Consider the following 18,197-nt stretch of genomic DNA (forward strand, 5'->3'; position numbering starts at 1 on the left):
TTATAAAGGTAGAGACAACAAGTTGCATTTATGCTGAATAGACACTGCGGAGTGGTAGTTCAGTTGGTTAGAATACCGGCCTGTCACGCCGGGGGTCGCGGGTTCGAGTCCCGTCCACTCCGCCATTTATTTAAGACACAGTTAAGTCTTTAAAATAACTACAGGGGTGTAGCTCCAACTGGCAGAGCAGCGGATTCCAAATCCGCGTGTTGGGAGTTCGAATCTCTCCACCCCTGCCATCTTCAAGAAAGCCTCGACAGCAATGTCGGGGCTTTTTTACGTCAATATAATTTAGGTGTAGCTCCAACTGGCAGAGCAGCGGATTCGCCATACCGAAAATCAGCGCGTGTTGGGCGTTTGAACCTCGTAATCCCTGCCATCTTCAAGAAAGCCTCGACAGTAATGTCGGGGCTTTTTTACGTTTGTATTATTAGCTCAAGTGGGTGCAGTGTTAACTGGTAGAGTAACGGGTTCGCTATACCGAAAATCAGCGCGTGTTAGGTGTTTGAATCTCGTAACCCCTATCATATTAAAAAAGGCTCATATCAAAAGATATGAGCCTTTTTGCTATCTGTAATTTACGCTTGTAGCGTTAATTGGCAGAACTGCGGATTTACCATATTGAAAATCAGCGCGTGTAGGGAGTTTGAACCTCGTAACTCCTGTTATATTCAAGAGAGCCTCGACAGTAATATTGGGGCTTTGTACGTTAAGCTTTACTATATGAAACGTTCTAATCTGTAGTGTGAGGTAGTGGGGGTTGTTTGTTATCTTATTGGTAATTATAGAAATGGGTTAACCATTGTTGGGCGATCATTTTTTCATCATCATCTGGCAGTGCTTGAATTCCATCTGTAAACAGTTGTGGCTGATTTAATAACCGTAATCCTGCCAACATGTGTGCAGCCTCAAATAAATACAGTGTTGGGTCTCCCATCCCTGTTTTGAAAGGAGTATTAGCTGATTCACCACCAGCAAGCAGGTAAACACTAACGCCATGACGAGTTTGATATTCTTTTACAAGTTGATTGCTATTTACTTGAGTTAATACTCCTTGAGTAATGAGATCTGGAAGTCTGAGCTCATCATCGGCGGATGTTACTGTTGTAATGAAAATTGGTTGAGTTAGATGATCAAATATTTCGGCCGTTAATGCCCCATTTCCCGTACAACAGAAGATCATATTACATTGTTGTATTAGATGTTTAAGTGTACAAACTTGTACGCCATCGCGTGGAAATTGAGTGAGTCGGCGAGGATCTTGATCAAAGACGTGAATATTAGAAATATCTTTGTTTTGTAAATGTTTTATTATTCCTCTACCGAGATTACCAGCCCCGATGACCCCCATCCTTAAAAATCCGGCATTATTTATTTTAAGCCCAAATTCTTCACGTAAAATTTGATCTGAGTAATGAACGATACATTCCGAGGCTTCCGTATCTGCAGGGGTTTTAATACTTAAATGAGAAACGGTAACTAATGGTTTTTTTATATTTTTATTACAATATTTATATAATCCATTTGCGGTTAGCTCTGTAATACCTATTAATTGTTGTTGAAAGACATGACATAAATGTTCACTGGCATTGGCAAAGTAGCCACCGTGATCAAGTATTAAAAAAGGGCTATCTTGGGTGATATATTGGCGAATGAGAGTTTCACAATAGAGCGGATCACGTAACGATTCTTTATTATAACGTGGGTTTACCACTTTACAGTTAGCGATTTGGTTTATGGTTTGTAATAACTCAGGATTGGCATCTGCGGTTGCATTTTTGGGAATAAAAACCAGAGGGTGAGCTAATTGTGCTAATACATTAATGTACGGCAGAGAGCCTTCATAGCAATGCATGACAGAAAATATAACAAGGTTCGATGGAACGGCAGAATCTTGCGCAACGTTGTTTAAAAACTGATAACCACGTTTAGCATAAAAATCAGAACAATATGAATGCGTTAAAATTGCGTTAGTCATAAGGATATCCTTTCAATGCAATTGATTAGTGAAAGCAAGACATAGACATAATAATGTTAAAATAATTGCAGTAGTGCTTTTAATACGTTTTCTTGATGGCGTGATTGTTTACAGCACAGTCCTAAACTTAATGGTGCAATAAATTCTGCTGGAAAACGCTGCACTTTATCATTCATAGGGCTGTTATTGATAACGACATCCGGTGCGATACCTATTCCACAGCCTAACGCAACCATACTAACGATGGCTTCATGGCCAGAAATTTGAGCATAAATAGGAGGGGTGATTTTCTTGTCTTTAAACCATGTATTCGCGCGAGATCTTGCGGGTCCCGACTCTGCGAGAATAAAAGGTAGTGCTTGCCAATTAGGCCCGTTATTGAGTTGTTGTTGAATAGCAGGAGGGGGAATTGCGGGTGAAATCACTGACATTGGAATATGATCTAATTCGATATAGCTTAATTTTGCTGAAAGTTGTTCTGGTTTGGCGGTAATAGCGACATCAACTTCATCGTTAAGCACTTTATCAATCGCAAGAGCTGAGTCTCCTGTTAATAATTGAATTTCTATTTGTGGGTAACGTTGGCGAAATGCGGTCAATATTGACGGTAGGTGGCTATAACTTGCGGTGACGGAACAAAATATTTTCAGCTTCCCTTGTAGTAATGAACTATCACTGTTTAATTCTGTTTTGAGTGATAACCAATTGGAAATAATAGCAGAGGCGACAGGAATGAGTTTTTTTCCTGCCATTGTTATTTCAACGCTACGATTATCACGACAAAATAAACTCTGCCCTAATTCTTGTTCAAGGCGCTGAATGACACGGCTCAAGGCTGAGGGACTAATGTGCATCGCCTGCGCGGTTTGATGAAAACTCAGCGAATCACTTAAGTGAAGAAAAAGTTGCAAGTTTTTAATGTTCATTGGCTTATGTTGCATGATTTGCAATTGATTGTTGTGAATATATCACTTTGCGCAACAATTTTCCTGATCTACTATCAATCTATTCGATAAATAAATATCGAACTAGGGATAAATATATTTCACGGAGTTTGTTGTTATGGCTAATTATTTCAATACCTTAAATTTGCGCCAGCAGTTAGATCAACTGGGTCGTTGTCGTTTTATGGATCGTGCAGAATTTGCTACTGAAGCTGATTACCTTAAAGGTAAAAAGGTGGTTATTGTCGGATGTGGTGCGCAAGGTTTAAACCAAGGTCTTAACATGCGAGATTCTGGGTTGAATGTGGCTTACGCTTTACGCCAAGTTGCGATTGATGAGCAACGTCCATCATTTAAAAATGCGCGTGATAATGGTTTTGAAGTAGGAAGTTATGAGCAACTGATTCCAGAGGCCGATTTAGTCGTTAATCTAACACCGGATAAGCAACACACAAACGTTGTTGAAACAGTGATGCCATTAATGAAGCATGGTGCAGCATTGGGGTATTCGCATGGTTTTAATATCGTTGAAGAAGGGATGCAAATTCGTAAAGACTTAACGGTTGTTATGGTTGCACCTAAATGTCCAGGCACGGAAGTGCGTGAAGAATATAAGCGTGGCTTTGGTGTACCAACGTTAATTGCTGTGCATCCTGAAAATGATCCCCAAGCGGATGGTCTTGAAATTGCTAAAGCATGGGCTGCTGCAACGGGAGGGCATCGTGCTGGAGTACTGGAATCATCATTTGTTGCTGAAGTGAAATCAGATTTGATGGGTGAACAAACTATTCTTTGTGGCATGCTACAAGCGGGCTCGATTGTGTGTTATGAGAAAATGCTGGCTGATGGTATTGCACCTGATTATGCCGGTAAGTTGCTGCAATTTGGTTGGGAAACGATCACTGAAGCACTGAAGTTTGGTGGTGTGACACATATGATGGATCGCCTTTCAAATCCAGCAAAAGTAAAAGCTTTTGATCTATCAGAGCAATTAAAAGAATTGATGCGTCCGCTATATAACAAACATATGGATGATATTATCTCAGGTCACTTCTCTAATACGATGATGGCTGACTGGGCTAACGATGACGCAGAGCTATTAGGTTGGCGTGGCGAGACCGCTGAAACACAATTTGAAAACTACCCAGTGTCAAACCTTCATATTTCAGAGCAAGAATACTTTGATAACGGTATTTTGATGGTTGCAATGGTGCGTGCAGGGGTTGAGCTTGCTTTTGAGGCGATGACAGCCTCAGGTATTATTGATGAGTCGGCCTATTATGAATCATTGCATGAGTTACCACTGATTGCCAATACGGTTGCACGTAAGCGTTTGTATGAGATGAATGTAGTGATCTCTGATACTGCTGAATATGGTAACTATTTGTTTGCTAATGTTGCGACACCGTTATTACGTGATCATTTTATGGCAACAGTAACCACGGATGTTATTGGTAAAGGTTTGGCGACAACAACAAATTTTGTTGATAATCAAAAGCTAATTGAAGTAAATGAAGCATTACGTAATCACCCTGTTGAAGTGATTGGTAAACAGCTACGAGGTTACATGAAAGATATGAAGCATATTGCTGTTGGTGGTTAATCTTCATTTAGCATAGTAATTAAAAAAAAAGCCCAGTTTGATAAGAACTGGGCTTTTTTATTGGGGTCAGCGCGAATTAAGCGTCAGTACTGCTATTTTCGGCATTAAGCTTTGCTTCAAATGTTGCCATCTTTTGCTCAAGCTCTGTCAATTTTTGGCGAGTGCGTAATAGCACTTGTGTTTGCACATCAAATTCTTCACGAGTGACAACATCAAGCTTTCCTAATTGTGATTGGATTACCTGACGTACTTTTTGTTCAACGTCGTTGCCTAGATCTTTAACTGGTTTAGGCATTGCGTCTTGAATTTGTTTAGCTACTTGCTCAAGTTTCTTTGAATCGAACATGATCCGCTTACTCCGTTGCGAAAATCGTTATTAACTATTGTAATTGCGGTTGCGGTGAAAAGAAAAGGGCGCTGATGATTCAGCGCCCTTTTTTATTTCGGTGAATTAGAAGTGGTTGTCTAAACCATCGTCTTCTTCAACAAACACCGGTAACGGTTTATGCTCACTTGCCAAGAACGTATAAATAACGGGTAATACGAACAAGGTAAATAAGGTACCGATAGATAAACCAGCAACGATAACAATACCAATACTGAAACGTGATGCTGCACCAGCACCCGATGCATATAGTAGTGGTACTAAACCTGCAATCATTGCACATGTTGTCATTAGGATAGGGCGAAGACGGATCTTTGCGGCTTCCATAACAGCATCCATGCGGTTTTTACCGTGGTAGAGTTGTTCTTCTTTGGCGACTTCACAAATTAATATACCGTGTTTGGTTATCAAGCCTATGAGGGTTATCAAACCTATTTGCGAGTAAATATTCAATGTTGTCGCACCCCACGCGAGGGCAATCAGTGCACCACAAATTGCTAATGGCACCGAAACTAGGATAACTAATGGATCGCGTAGTGATTCAAATTGAATCGCAAGAACCAAGAAAATAATCGCTAGTGCTAGACCAAAGGTCGCATATAGTGCATTACCTTCAGTAACATACTGACGGCTTTCGCCTAAGTAGTCATGGCCATAGCCTTTTGGTAATACTTTAGCTGACTCAGTATTTAACCAGTTTACCGCTTCACCAATTGAGGTACCAGGGGCTAATACCGCACCAATGGTTGCCGCATTTTGTTGGTTAAAGCTTGGTAAGGTTGGTGGCGCTGGTGTCACTGTAATGGTGACTAAGCTACCTAATGGAATCAAATCACCACTACTGGTCTTAACGTAATAATTATTTAAATCTTTCGGATTGAAACGATTTTTACGCTCAACTTGTGGAATAACCTTATAAGAACGACCCAGAATATCAACACGGTTAATATCACCGCCGGCTAACATTGTGCTTAATGTATTACCGATGGCTTGCATGGTAACGCCATAAGCACCGGCTTTATCTTTGTCGATATTAATGTTCATCGTTGCAGAGTCATACTTTAAGTCTAAATCTGAGTAAACGAACATTGGGTTATTTTTCACCTTAGTCAACATTTCTGCAGCCACTTGGTAGAGGCTCTTAAAGTTGTTCGGTGTGGTAATTACAAATTGTACTGGCAAACCAGAACCTGCACCTGGAAGGCTTGGCATTTGGAAAGCAGTAATTGCCATTTGGGGAATATTTTTGATCTTTTCAGTTACGTCATTTGCCACTTCTGTTTGGCTTTGATCGCGTTGACTCCATGGTTTTAATGTTGCCAGACCAAACGCTTGGTTAGCTGATGGAATACCTGAGAAGATCTGTGCATACTCAACACTTTTTTCTGCTGTTAATACTTTATTAACTTGATCCATAGTGTCTTGAATGAAATCAAGGTTGGCGTTTGCAGGTGCTGTACCCATAAATACCACTACACCATTATCTTCAGCAGGTGCTAATTCACTTGGAATAAATTTAAATAAGAACGGCAAACTGGCACAAGCACATAGAGCAAATACGATCACAACTGAACGCATGTGCATGATGCCACTTAGCATTTTCTCATAACGTAATGTTAGTCGGTCAAGAAAGCCATGTACCATTAACTCAAATTTATTTGGCGCTTCATTTTCTTTAAGGAAGGTTGCACACATTACTGGTGATAATGTTAAGGCAATAATACCTGATATAAATACCGCACCCGCCAGCGTTAATGCAAACTCTTTAAATAATGAACCTGTAAGGCCACCCATTAATGCTATTGGCGCGTATACCGCACCTAAAGCAATGGTCATTGAAATTACGGGAATTGCGATTTCACGAGTACCAATAATGGCGGCTCTAAATGGCGTTTGGCCCAGTTTGATATGGCGTTCAACGTTTTCCAAGACCACGATAGCATCATCGACCACCAAGCCGATTGCCAGTACCAGAGCCAGCAGTGTCATTAGGTTCCATGAGAAACCAAATAATTGCATGACTAGTGCAACACCAATCAGTGATAGTGGAATGGTGATGATCGGAATAATTACTGAGCGTAGAGAACCGATAAACAGGGCAATAACCACTAATACAATTAATGCTGCTTCAAGAATGGTTTTAATAACTTCATGAATCGAGTCATTAATCGCAATCGTTGAGTCATACATTACCGTCATTTTGATGGTACTTGGCATGTTACGTTCAATCGTTGGTAACAGCTCACGCACGTCTTTAGCGATATTGATTGGGTTAGCACTTGGTGCCGCTTCAATCGCACCTACAACGGCTTCTTGACCATTTGCGGTTGCACGGTAGCTATCACTGCTGCGTGATAATGTTACTTTTGCAATATCCCCTAAACGAATCACTTGACCGTTATTACTTGAAACAACAAGTTTTTCTAATGTTTCAGGGCTATTTGATTGTGTGTTAGCACTGCCGTTATACAACACGAAATCATTGTTGGCTTGACCAACTGCAGATTGGTAGTTGTTTGCTTGTAATACATGAGTCACATCGCTAGCAGATAAGTTAAACGCTGCCATTTTTTGTGGATCAAGCCATACACGTAATGCAAACGGTACACCGCCGTACATATCTACTTTTGCCACACCACCTACCGTAAATAATTGCGGTTTTACTACACGTTCAATGTAGTCGGTGATTTGGCTTGAGCTTAATGTTTTACTGGTAAAGCCAAGATAAAGTACCCCGGTACCACCACCCGTAGAGAGTGAAATGGTTGGATCTTGTGTATCTTGTGGTAATTGAGCTCGCACCGAGTTTACTTTGGCGAGAATATCCGCCAAGGCTGCGTTCGGATTGGTGTTCAATTTCATCTGTACGGTGATCGTCGACATACCCATAATACTTTGAGCAGTGATGTAGTCGATGTTATCCGCTTGAGCAATTGCTTGTTCCAGAGGCTGGGTGATAAAACCTTGAATAAGGTCAGCACTGGCACCGTAATAAGCCGTACTAATGGTTACTACAGTATTCGTCATGTCCGGATACTGCCGAACCTGCATTTTGAAAATCGCCTGTAGGCCTAGCAATGCGATCATTAAACTGATCGAAATTGCTAGTACCGGGCGTCTGATGAATATATCAGTAAAGCGCATCCTGAGTGTTCTCCAGTTACAGCAATGGGATTTCAGCAGGAGCCTTCAGTGCGTCATTTTCAACGATATGCACTAATGACTTGTTGCTAAGACGAATTTGACCGCTAGTAACGATCTGCTCTCCAGCTTTTAAGCCTGAAAGAATTCGTACTTGGTTACCTTTGTTTAAACCTGTTGTTACAACAGTTTGCATGGCGCGTAATTTGCCATCAACGGTACGTAGTACATACACGGTGTCGCCGTAAAGGGTGTAAGTTATTGCTGTTTGAGGCACAACAATTTGATCGGCAATGATAGGTTGGATCACACGTGCACGTGCAAACATACCACTACGTAACATGCCGCCGCTGTTAGGAATATCAGCTTGTACCTGAATTAAGCCTGTCTGAGCATTAACAGCCGGTTCAATCGCAGTAATTTGGCCTTTAAAATCAGTGTTTTTGTAAGCATCAATGTTGATATCAACAGTTTGACCGATTTTAATTTTAGAAATATCCGTTTGTGGCACAGTGAAGCGGAAACGCATGGTGGTTGTGTCTTCTAAACGAATGATTTTTGTGCCGGGCTGAATGTATTGGCCTAAGTACACATTACGTAAACCAATTTCACCCGCAAAAGGTGCGCTGATATTACGACGTTGAATTGATTCTTGTAATGATTTGATTTGAGCGACTAACGCAAGGTAGTTAGCTTTTGCTTCATCAAGGCTAGATTTTGATACAGAGCCTTTACGATAAAGATCTTTATAGCGTTGGTACGATGCTTGTACCGCCGGTAGTTTTGCTTCTGTACTTTGTAAGCTAGATTGTTCAACGTTTGAATTAATTGAAACCAGTAGTTGGCCCGCTTTTACCTTTTGGCCTGATTCAAAATTAATCTTGCTGATCACACCCGCGGCTTCCGATGTTAAAGTAACACCTTGCATAGGTTCAATAAAACCAATGGCTTGCAGTGAAGGGTGCCAGTCTTCAGCTTTGGTTGTGGTAGCCGTAACCGGATAGTTGGCTTCAGGCATATTTGCCATATACTCAGCTATTTTGTGTTCTTTAAAAAGATTGAAACCAATTACGCTTCCAAATAACAGAAGGGCAATAAGTAACATCACGATCCATTTTTTCATTGTAAGGAGTGCTCCGGAATATACAATATTAATGCTGAATAATGGCGTCCCAAGAGGCCTCAATAGCAGCATTAAGCTCGCTATCGGTGATCTCTAATCCACCATTGATTTTTTGACGAGCTAAATAACAACTCGTTTCTAAGCTAAGTGTACTTAAAATTTCATTCTTAAGCGGTTTAAATAACAAACAGGCTTTACCTTCATCAAACATTTGATTGACACAGCTAAATAGTTGTTTTTTTAGCGCTTTTTTTTCGTAAGAATTGTCTCGAGGCAGGTGTTGAAATTGCCCTTGATTAATCAATGGTGCCTCACCATTAACAGACATATGCCACAGGTTTAGCCACATCGTACGGTAGCGCTGTTTGAGTGACATGCTATCGTTAATATTACGGCTAATTCTTTTCGCGATATAACCTAAAATATGCTCGTGGAGTTGATGCAGTAAGTCATTTTTATCATTGAAATAGCGATAAATAGTGCCGGTTGCAACTTGGGCTTCTTTGGCAACCATTTGCATGGATAGTCCATGAAAACCATGGGTTGCTAATAGCTTTTCAGTTGCGACTAATATTCGCTCTTTTTTGTCGGTCATCGTGGTTTATATTCAATACAGTTAGTATGAATGAATGTTCATTCAGCGCTATTGTAGAATTTGATTATTGATTCGCAAGCCTTATTTACGGTTTTATATTATTAATTTTAATGGCTAGGTATTTGAGGTGAGGTTTATTTGGTGGAGTATGATGAAGAGTAACAATGAAAAAACGAAAAAAAGCCCATATCAAAATAGACATGGGCTTTAATGTTAGTTGTTGCTTAGATTATTAGTGCTGCTTTGTCGGTGGCGTATCATCAGTAGTTGATTTGTCTTTGCCACGACTAAAGATACGTTCTACTACCACGAAGAAAATCGGAATAAAGAAAATACCTAAGAATGTCGAGCTTAACATACCACCAAGTACCGCGGTACCAATGGCATTCTTACCACCTGAACCTACACCAGTACTGATTGCTAGAGGTACAACACCAAGACCAAAGGCCAGTGATGTCATAATAATTGGACGCAGACGAACACGTACGGCGTGCAATGTTGCCTCCACCAATCCAGCCCCTTTTTCGTAGTATTCTTTGGCAAATTCTACGATCAGGATGGCGTTTTTAGTCGCCAGACCTACCGTTGTTAAGAGTCCCACTTGGAAGAAAACATCGTTCGGCATACCACGACCATTCATCGCTAATAGTGCACCGATAATGCCGAGCGGCACGACTAATACCACCGCAAAAGGTACTGACCAACTTTCATAAAGCGCTGCCAGAACTAAGAACACCACCAAGATAGATAACGTATATAGCATTGGTGCTTGGTTACCCGATAGGCGTTCTTCATAGGACAAGCCATTCCACTCAACACCAAAGCCTGGTGGTAATTTCTTCACCATCGCTTCAATGTCGAGCATTGCTTGACCAGTACTGTAGCCCTTAACAACACCACCTTGAATGTTAACTGCAGGAGTGGCATTAAAACGCTCTAAACGTGGTGAAGCATATTGCCAGTCACCTGTTGCAAAGGCTGAGAATGGTACCATTTCACCTTGGTTATTTCGGACATACCAAGTATCAAGATCACCAGGCTTCATACGGAAGTCTGCATCACCTTGAACGAAGACTTTTTTCACTCGTCCGCGGTCGATGAAGTCGTTAACGTATGAACTACCCCATGCGGTACTCAGTACTTGGTTTACTGATTGAATATCAATACCCAAAGCACGGATCTTAGCTTGGTCGATAGAGATTTGGTACATCGGTGCATCTTCTTGACCATTAGGACGAACCCCGACTAAATTCGGGTTTTCAGACGCTAATTTAAGTAATTGGTTACGGGCTGCAATCAGTTTGTCATGCCCTTGACCACTACGATCTTGAAGATAAAAATCAAAGCCGCTGGCAGTACCTAATTCAACTACTGCTGGTGGCGCGAATGAGAATACCATTGCATTTTTGATATGTTGGAAGTAGGCCATTGAGCGATTTGCTATCGACTTTACATCCATGCCGGGTAGTTGACGATCTGACCAATCTTTGAGACTGATAAATGCCATACCCATGTTTTGGCCACTACCCGCAAAACTAAATCCAGAGACACTAAACACACTGGCTACGGCGTCTTTTTCTTGATTTAGGTAGAAGTCAGAAACTTTATCCATCACTTCTTGGGTTTGTTCTTGAGTTGAGTTAACGGGCAATATTGCCTGACTGAACAAAATACCCTGATCTTCATCAGGTAAGAATGATGTTGGCATACGGGTGAACATCCAGCCAACCGCAACGGTTAGGCCAAGGAAAATCAGCATCACACGAATTGAGCGCTTGATCATTGCTGCAACGCTAGATTCATAGCGGCTAGTTAACTTATCAAAAGTGCGGTTGAACCAACCAAAGAAGCCTTTTTCATTACTGCCATGCTCAACAGGTTTAAGCATAGTGGCACATAGTGCAGGGGTAAGGATCATTGCCACCAATACTGATAGTGCCATTGCCGTTACAATGGTTATCGAGAATTGACGATAAATAACACCCGTAGAACCAGACATAAATGCCATTGGTACAAATACTGCTGAAAGGGTTAATGCAATACCAACCAAAGCGCCAGTAATTTGATCCATCGATTTTCGTGTAGCTTCAACGGCATTTAAGCCTTCTTCATGCATAACACGTTCGACGTTTTCCACCACCACTATCGCATCATCAACCAGCAAGCCAATGGCCAGTACCATAGCAAACATGGTGAGGGTGTTGATGGAAAAGCCTGCCAATGACAGCACCGCAAAAGTACCAAGTAATACTACTGGTACGGCGATGGTTGGAATCAAGGTTGCTCTGAAGTTCTGTAAGAAGAGGTACATGATGATAAACACCAATGCTACTGCTTCAAATAACGTATGTACTACACCTTCAATTGATTTCTCAACAAATGGTGTGGTGTCGTAAGGGTAAACGGCAGTTAACCCTTCAGGGAAGAAAGGTTTTAATTCTTCAACTTTGGCTTTTACGGCTTCAGCTGTTGCAAGTGCGTTTGCGCCTGTAGCTAGTTTAATACCTAGACCACTGGCTTGTTTGCCGTTATAAAATACCTGTACTGAATAATCTTCAGCGCCAAGCTCAACCCGTGCAACATCACTTAAATGTACTTTTGCACCGGAAGAATCCGATTTAACAATAATGTTCTTAAACTGTTCAGGGGTTTTTAAACGACTTTGTGCAGATACGGTTGCGTTAAGCTCTTGACCTGGTAGTGATGGCGATGCACCAAGTTGACCAGCAGAGATCTGCGCATTTTGCTCTTTGATTGCCGCAATGACATCAATACTTGTGAGGTTGTATTTTGTTAGTTTAAGCGGATCGAGCCAAATACGCATTGCATATTGCGCACCAAAAGCTTGGATTTCACCTACACCGGCAACACGACTCATTGGATCTGACACATTGGAACTGATGTAGTCCGAAATGTCATTTTTATCCATTGAACCATCTTCTGAATAGAATCCGACCACCATCAGAAAGCTTGAGCTTGATTTGTTAACCTTAACACCTTGTTGCTGTACTTCCATCGGTAGTAGTGGCAACGCTGATTGCAATTTATTTTGCACTTGTACCTGAGCGATATCAGGGTCAGCTTCAGCATTAAAGGTTAGGGTTATCTGAGTGTTACCAAAACTGTCACTGGTTGATGACAAGTAGCGCAGGTGATCGATACCTGTCATACGTTGTTCGATAACCTGCGTTACCGTATCTTCCATGGTTTTGGCGTTAGCACCTGGGTAGTTTGCACTGATTACAACCGTTGGTGGCGCAATGCTAGGATATTGAGATACTGGCAGTTTTAAAATGGATAACACACCAGCTAGCATTACAATTATAGCGATCACCCATGCAAAAATAGGGCGATCGATAAAGAAACGAGCCATAGTTTATTCCCTATTTATTGTGACTGATTGACTGTTATTGGTGTTGGTTCAACTACAGCCCCCGGGCGGATTTTCTGTAAGCCATCCACAATAACTTGGTCGCCATCTTTAAGCCCGCTAGTAATACGCCATTGATGATCAATTGCTTCTGCTGTGGTCACCATGCGTGATTCAACTTTATTTTCTGCACCAACAACCATAGTAGTGGCTTGGCCTTTACTGTTACGTGTAATGGCTTTTTGTGGGACCAAAATTGCTTTAGGGTCGGTTCCTGTGTTTAGGACTGCACGAACATACATTCCTGGCAATAACACGCCATCTGGATTGGGGAATTCAGCACGTAGCGTAACTGAGCCTGTGTTAGGGTCGACATTCACTTCAGCAAACTGTAGCTTGCCGTGATGAGAGTAAACGGTACCATCTTCAAGGATTAACTCGACGTCAGCATTATCACTGGCTTTTAGTTCGCCTTGCTTTAACGCAGACTTCAAGCGTAATAGCTGAGTACTTGATTGCGCGATATCAACATTGATGGGATCGAGTTGTTGAATAGTGGCTAATACTTGCGCTTGGCCAGCACTGACTAATGCACCTGGTGTTACTGATGATTGACCAATACGACCCGCAATTGGTGCTCTAACTTTGGTATAATTAAGATCTATCTTCGCTTTGTTAACACTGGCTTTCGCAACTTCAATGCCAGCAAGAGCGACTTTGTATTTTGCTTTATTATCATCATAGGTTTGTTTACTGATCGCGCCACGGTTAACCAATGTTTGGCTACGTTTAGCAAGTGCTTGAGCTGAATCTAGGTTTGCTTGTGCCTGAGCTAAACTTGCTTTAGCGCTGAGGTAAGCGGCGTTATAAGGGGCAGAGTCAATGCTATACAATGATTCTCCTTTACGTACATCGCCGCCTTCGGTAAAGCTACGCTCAGTAATAATACCTGATACTTGCGGACGAACCTCTGCTTCAAGATAAGCTTTACTACGACCAGGGAGTTCGATATGGATAGCTTGTGGATGAGAACTGACAATAATTGTATCTACAGGTACACTTTTTGCAGCTTGTTGCTGTTGGTCTTTGGATGTGTTTTGGTCACAAGCTGATATCCCTAGCGTTAAGCTGATAATAGTAGCAATAGCTGCGATTTTTCGCATGAAATCTCCTAAATTTAAGCAATATAAGTACTGTTAAATATATATTTAATTATTTAACAGTAATGTAACGGTTATTTGCTGTTTTGTAATCAACATTTAATCTGATTTAGAATTGAGTTCTATTTGCTCTGATTTATTTTAGACCTTATTTAATAAATTTATTCTAAATCTACTATTTAAGTTGTTTTAAATAATGAAATTGCAACAAATGTTGATGAATGGTGAAAGCACTATTCCATGTAAAGTGAATAGATTTGTAATTAAAGCGCGTCAACATGCGCCCAATTTTTAATGACGTCAGGATAACGAATGAAACTGAACCCAAGGCAAACAGAAGCAGTAAAATACGTTTCCGGGCCGTGCTTAGTCTTGGCTGGTGCCGGCTCTGGCAAAACACGTGTTATTACCAATAAAATCGCTTACTTAGTTCAGAAGTGTGACTATAAAGCACGGAATATCGCTGCGTTAACGTTTACCAATAAAGCCGCCCGTGAAATGAAAGAACGTGTTGGTCAAACATTAGGTCGTCAAGAGTCCAAAGGGTTGATGGTGTCAACTTTCCATACCTTGGGACTTAATATTGTGCGTCGTGAGTGTAAATATTTGGGTTTAAAGGCCAATTTTTCATTGTTTGACGATCAGGATCAGATGGCATTATTGAAAGAATTGACCGAAGAAGAGCTCGATGGCGATAAAGATTTATTGAAGCAACTGCAGTCAACGATTTCTAATTGGAAAAATGACATGTTATCGCCAGTTGATGCCGCTGGCCGCGCACAATCTGAATGTGATCAATTGTTTGCCCATTGCTATGAAATGTATCAACGTCAAATGAAAGCCTATAACGCCCTTGATTTTGATGATCTTATTTTAATGCCAGTGTTGTTGCTTCGGGATAATCAAGATGTACGTCAGCGGTGGCAAAATCGCATTCGTTATTTGCTGGTGGATGAGTATCAAGATACCAATACCAGCCAATATCTATTTGTGAAGTTATTGGTTGGCGAACGAGCGCGATTTACTGTGGTCGGTGATGATGATCAGTCTATCTATTCGTGGCGTGGCGCTCAGCCTGAAAATTTAGCCTTACTTAATAAAGATTTTCCCAATCTGAAAGTAGTCAAGCTTGAGCAAAATTACCGTTCGACCAGTCGTATTCTGCGAACTGCCAATATTCTTATTGCAAATAATCCGCACTTATTTGAAAAAGCACTTTTTTCTGCGATCCCGGATGGGGCAATGCTGAAAGTGCTCACGGCTAAAAATGAAGAGCATGAAGCTGAAAAAGTCGTTGGTGAATTGATCGCACATCGATTTATGAATAACACCGCTTATAAAGATTATGCGATTTTATATCGCGGTAATCATCAGTCACGGTTATTTGAAAAAGCACTGATGCAAAACCGTATACCATATAAAATTTCTGGTGGAACATCGTTTTTCTCGCGGGTTGAAATTAAAGATATGATGGCATATTTGCGAGTACTAACTAACCCCGATGACGATAATGCTTTTCTACGAATAGTGAATACACCTCGCCGTGAAATTGGTCCGGTTACGCTTGAGAAGCTGGGAACATACGCCAATATGCGTGGTAAAAGTTTATTTGAAGCCAGTTTTGAAATGGGATTAGAACAACATTTATCAGGACGAGGTTTAGAAGCTTTGCAACGTTTTACGCATTGGGTTAATCAGTTAGCCGATAATGCAGAACGTGGCGATACCGTTGCTGCTGTACGTCAATTAGTGCGTGATATTCATTATGAAGATTGGTTATACGAAACATCAGCCAGTCCTAAAGCTGCTGAAATGCGCATGAAAAACGTCTCTGATTTATACAGTTGGATCACCGCTGATTTAGAAGGTGATAACTATGATAAAGAGATCAAAACCCTTAAAGAGGTGGTGCAACGATTAACTTTGCGCGACATGATGGAGCGCGGTGAAGATAATGACGACGCAGATCAAGTGCAATTAATGACGCTACATGCTTCAAAAGGATTAGAATTTCCGTATGTGTTCTTAATAGGTACTGAAGAAGGTATTTTGCCACATCAAACCAGTATTGATGAAGACAACGTTGATGAAGAACGTCGATTGGCATATGTTGGGATCACGCGTGCGCAGCGGGAACTTACTTTCACGTTATGTAAAGAACGTCGTCAGTATGGTGAACTAATCAAACCAGAGCCAAGTCGTTTCTTATACGAGTTACCCCAAGATGACTTAGAGTGGGAAAGTGAACGTAAACCCGTTACGGCAGAAGAACGCATGCAAAAAGGCCAAGCCCACATTGCGAATATTCGAAATCTATTTAAGAAATAACCTCTAATACAGGCTTACTTTATACCGGATACCGGTTGTTTATATAAAAGAGAGAGGGAGCGATTCCCTTCTCTTTTATTTTCTAATACATTGATTAGATAAAACCGAATAAGGCGATGTCGTTTTAGTTAGGTTTAATCATATAGTTGATGGCTGCAATAATTTCATCATCACTACAATCCATACAGGTACCTTTTGCTGGCATGGCATTGAAACCTTCAATAGCATGCTTAGCGAGTACGGCATCACCTTGGCTTACACGAGCCGCCCAATCATCAGCATTGCCTTTTTTCGGTGCGCCCATCAACCCTGAATTATGACAAGAAGCACAGTATTGGTCGTAAACTGCTTGGCTTGTTCGTGCGGGGGTTGTCGTTACAACGACTGCGGGAGCCGTTCCTTCTAGGTGTACATTGCCAACAGGCTTGGTTCGACCATTGATTGCTGAAACTGACATGTCAGCAGCAATGGTGGTGGTTGAGAAAAAGAGCAGAGTACAAAGAGCGATTAACCATAGTCGTAACGATAAATCCATTTTTTCACCTTTTGCTACGTCCTGTTATTTAAGGAAAGGTCATTCATGATGACGATGTGTTATTTTTTATGTGCAATTGTGGATACATATAGATGTTACTCATTTGTAAGTATAGCAACTATAAGCAGTAATAAAGTCTAATCTAGCGCTAACCATGATACGAATCAGCATCGATTTGCTGATAAAATCAGCGAGCGGAAGAAAAATAAAAAAAAACACTTGCCGAGTTGCGTTCTGATCCGTAATATTCACCTCCGTCGATAGGGCAAGGCGCCCGTAGCTCAGCTGGATAGAGCGTTGGCCTCCGGAGCCAAAGGCCGAAGGTTCGAATCCTTTCGGGCGCACCATCATCCGGTCGTATTGGCAATGGTAAAAAAACATTGGTGGCTATAGCTCAGTTGGTAGAGTCCCGGATTGTGATTCCGGTTGTCGCGAGTTCAAGCCTCGTTAGCCACCCCATATTATAATGTGTTGATCACCCAGTCAGCATGTTGGCTTTTTAAAGCCCGCTTGTTTTACAAGCACACAGAATTTAGTCAGTGATAACGTAGTTTTATAGCGTATCTCAGGCTTCTAGGATTAGCGGACCAGAGGGTTTGTTTTCTTAGTAACGATTTAGTCGGTGAATAGCGCAGTTTGGTAGCGCATCTGGTTTGGGACCAGAGGGTCGGGGGTTCGAATCCCTCTTCACCGACCACTTACAATGGTGGCTATAGCTCAGTTGGTAGAGTCCCGGATTGTGATTCCGGTTGTCGCGAGTTCAAGCCTCGTTAGCCACCCCATTTTTAGGTTATCTTTTATTAGAGACCTTGGCCTTGTAAGCCTAAACATTGTCGGTGAATAGCGCAGTTTGGTAGCGCATCTGGTTTGGGACCAGAGGGTCGGGGGTTCGAATCCCTCTTCACCGACCACCATTAAGAAACCTGAATCGAAAGATTCAGGTTTTTTTTCATCTGTAGAAAAGTAAATCTGTATCATTGGTTTAAAGCTAGAGGGGCGGGGGTTCCCGATATTAGAATCTTGGCTCTTCACCGA

Annotated in this window: 11 protein-coding genes and 7 tRNA genes; 9 read left to right on the top strand and 9 right to left on the bottom strand. The window is 41.4% G+C overall.

The genetic code is table 11. The features are described 5' to 3' along the window. Window positions 1–48: 48 nt before the first annotated feature. Window positions 49–125: transfer RNA gene (locus tag C9I86_RS19270), tRNA-Asp, on the top strand. A 37-nt stretch (window positions 126–162) separates the two neighbouring features. Next, window positions 163–239: transfer RNA gene (locus C9I86_RS19275), tRNA-Trp, on the top strand. A gap of 533 nt (window positions 240–772) precedes the next feature. Here C9I86_RS19275 and C9I86_RS19280 read toward each other — a convergent pair. Together C9I86_RS19280 and ilvY are read right to left on the bottom strand one after the other, a co-directional pair. Beyond that, window positions 773–1,978: an NAD(P)-binding domain-containing protein gene (locus C9I86_RS19280; protein ID WP_107277221.1), complete on the bottom strand. Its 1,206-nt coding sequence runs from the start codon at window positions 1,976–1,978 to the stop codon at window positions 773–775. 56 nt (window positions 1,979–2,034) lie between these two features. Beyond that, window positions 2,035–2,904, bottom strand: a complete 870-nt coding sequence (gene ilvY, locus C9I86_RS19285) for an HTH-type transcriptional activator IlvY (protein WP_080159297.1) — start codon at window positions 2,902–2,904, stop codon at window positions 2,035–2,037. Between the two features lie 136 nt (window positions 2,905–3,040). Between ilvY and ilvC the strand changes: the two genes are divergently transcribed. Next, complete coding sequence (gene ilvC, locus C9I86_RS19290; protein WP_107277222.1) at window positions 3,041–4,525, top strand: ketol-acid reductoisomerase; 1,485 nt, start codon at window positions 3,041–3,043, stop codon at window positions 4,523–4,525. A gap of 76 nt (window positions 4,526–4,601) precedes the next feature. On the opposite strand, the gene C9I86_RS19295 is transcribed toward ilvC, so the two are convergent. The 6 genes from C9I86_RS19295 to C9I86_RS19320 form a co-directional block, all read right to left on the bottom strand. Beyond that, window positions 4,602–4,871 (bottom strand): accessory factor UbiK family protein, encoded by a 270-nt coding sequence (locus C9I86_RS19295; RefSeq protein ID WP_080159293.1) that lies wholly within the window; start codon window positions 4,869–4,871, stop codon window positions 4,602–4,604. Window positions 4,872–4,976: 105 nt separating this feature from the next. Then, the gene (locus C9I86_RS19300) at window positions 4,977–8,054 is read right to left on the bottom strand and encodes a multidrug efflux RND transporter permease subunit (protein WP_107277223.1); all 3,078 of its coding nucleotides are present in this window, start codon (window positions 8,052–8,054) and stop codon (window positions 4,977–4,979) included. A 16-nt stretch (window positions 8,055–8,070) separates the two neighbouring features. Next, complete coding sequence (locus C9I86_RS19305; RefSeq protein ID WP_107277224.1) at window positions 8,071–9,174, bottom strand: efflux RND transporter periplasmic adaptor subunit; 1,104 nt, start codon at window positions 9,172–9,174, stop codon at window positions 8,071–8,073. Window positions 9,175–9,202: 28 nt separating this feature from the next. Next, a complete protein-coding gene (locus tag C9I86_RS19310; protein ID WP_107277225.1) occupies window positions 9,203–9,769 on the bottom strand; it encodes a TetR/AcrR family transcriptional regulator in 567 nt (188 codons plus the stop codon). 232 nt (window positions 9,770–10,001) lie between these two features. Further along, a complete protein-coding gene (locus C9I86_RS19315; protein ID WP_080159290.1) occupies window positions 10,002–13,142 on the bottom strand; it encodes an efflux RND transporter permease subunit in 3,141 nt (1,046 codons plus the stop codon). A gap of 14 nt (window positions 13,143–13,156) precedes the next feature. Then, window positions 13,157–14,302 carry an efflux RND transporter periplasmic adaptor subunit gene (locus C9I86_RS19320; RefSeq protein WP_080159289.1) on the bottom strand — a complete coding sequence of 382 codons (1,146 nt, stop codon included), beginning with the start codon at window positions 14,300–14,302 and terminating at the stop codon, window positions 13,157–13,159. A gap of 309 nt (window positions 14,303–14,611) precedes the next feature. Between C9I86_RS19320 and rep the strand changes: the two genes are divergently transcribed. Beyond that, a complete protein-coding gene (gene rep / locus C9I86_RS19325) occupies window positions 14,612–16,627 on the top strand; it encodes a DNA helicase Rep (RefSeq protein WP_107277226.1) in 2,016 nt (671 codons plus the stop codon). Window positions 16,628–16,751: 124 nt separating this feature from the next. Here the strand turns inward: rep and C9I86_RS19330 are convergent, their stop codons facing one another. Next, window positions 16,752–17,162, bottom strand: a complete 411-nt coding sequence (locus tag C9I86_RS19330; protein ID WP_107277227.1) for a cytochrome c5 family protein — start codon at window positions 17,160–17,162, stop codon at window positions 16,752–16,754. Between the two features lie 270 nt (window positions 17,163–17,432). Here C9I86_RS19330 and C9I86_RS19335 point away from each other — a divergent pair. From C9I86_RS19335 to C9I86_RS19355, 5 genes are all read left to right on the top strand, one after another. Then, window positions 17,433–17,509: transfer RNA gene (locus C9I86_RS19335), tRNA-Arg, on the top strand. 36 nt (window positions 17,510–17,545) lie between these two features. Beyond that, window positions 17,546–17,621, top strand: a tRNA-His gene (locus C9I86_RS19340). A gap of 161 nt (window positions 17,622–17,782) precedes the next feature. Then, a tRNA-Pro gene (locus C9I86_RS19345) sits at window positions 17,783–17,859 on the top strand. Window positions 17,860–17,868: 9 nt separating this feature from the next. Continuing rightward, window positions 17,869–17,944: transfer RNA gene (locus C9I86_RS19350), tRNA-His, on the top strand. 52 nt (window positions 17,945–17,996) lie between these two features. Continuing rightward, window positions 17,997–18,073 (top strand) — tRNA-Pro (locus tag C9I86_RS19355). The last annotated feature ends 124 nt before the right edge of the window (window positions 18,074–18,197 follow it).

It is taken from the genome of Photobacterium sp. NCIMB 13483 (genome assembly GCF_003025475.1).
Taxonomy (GTDB): Bacteria; Pseudomonadota; Gammaproteobacteria; order Enterobacterales; family Vibrionaceae; genus Photobacterium; species Photobacterium piscicola.

Bases quoted from the DNA above. Each gene is read 5' to 3' on its own strand.
- C9I86_RS19280 (WP_107277221.1), bottom strand. From the start codon at position 1,978: ATGACTAACGCAATTTTAACGCATTCATATTGTTCTGATTTTTATGCT.
- ilvY (WP_080159297.1), bottom strand. From the start codon at position 2,904: ATGAACATTAAAAACTTGCAACTTTTTCTTCACTTAAGTGATTCGCTG.
- ilvC (WP_107277222.1), top strand. From the start codon at position 3,041: ATGGCTAATTATTTCAATACCTTAAATTTGCGCCAGCAGTTAGATCAA.
- C9I86_RS19295 (WP_080159293.1), bottom strand. From the start codon at position 4,871: ATGTTCGATTCAAAGAAACTTGAGCAAGTAGCTAAACAAATTCAAGAC.
- C9I86_RS19300 (WP_107277223.1), bottom strand. From the start codon at position 8,054: ATGCGCTTTACTGATATATTCATCAGACGCCCGGTACTAGCAATTTCG.
- C9I86_RS19305 (WP_107277224.1), bottom strand. From the start codon at position 9,174: ATGAAAAAATGGATCGTGATGTTACTTATTGCCCTTCTGTTATTTGGA.
- C9I86_RS19310 (WP_107277225.1), bottom strand. From the start codon at position 9,769: ATGACCGACAAAAAAGAGCGAATATTAGTCGCAACTGAAAAGCTATTA.
- C9I86_RS19315 (WP_080159290.1), bottom strand. From the start codon at position 13,142: ATGGCTCGTTTCTTTATCGATCGCCCTATTTTTGCATGGGTGATCGCT.
- C9I86_RS19320 (WP_080159289.1), bottom strand. From the start codon at position 14,302: ATGCGAAAAATCGCAGCTATTGCTACTATTATCAGCTTAACGCTAGGG.
- rep (WP_107277226.1), top strand. From the start codon at position 14,612: ATGAAACTGAACCCAAGGCAAACAGAAGCAGTAAAATACGTTTCCGGG.
- C9I86_RS19330 (WP_107277227.1), bottom strand. From the start codon at position 17,162: ATGGATTTATCGTTACGACTATGGTTAATCGCTCTTTGTACTCTGCTC.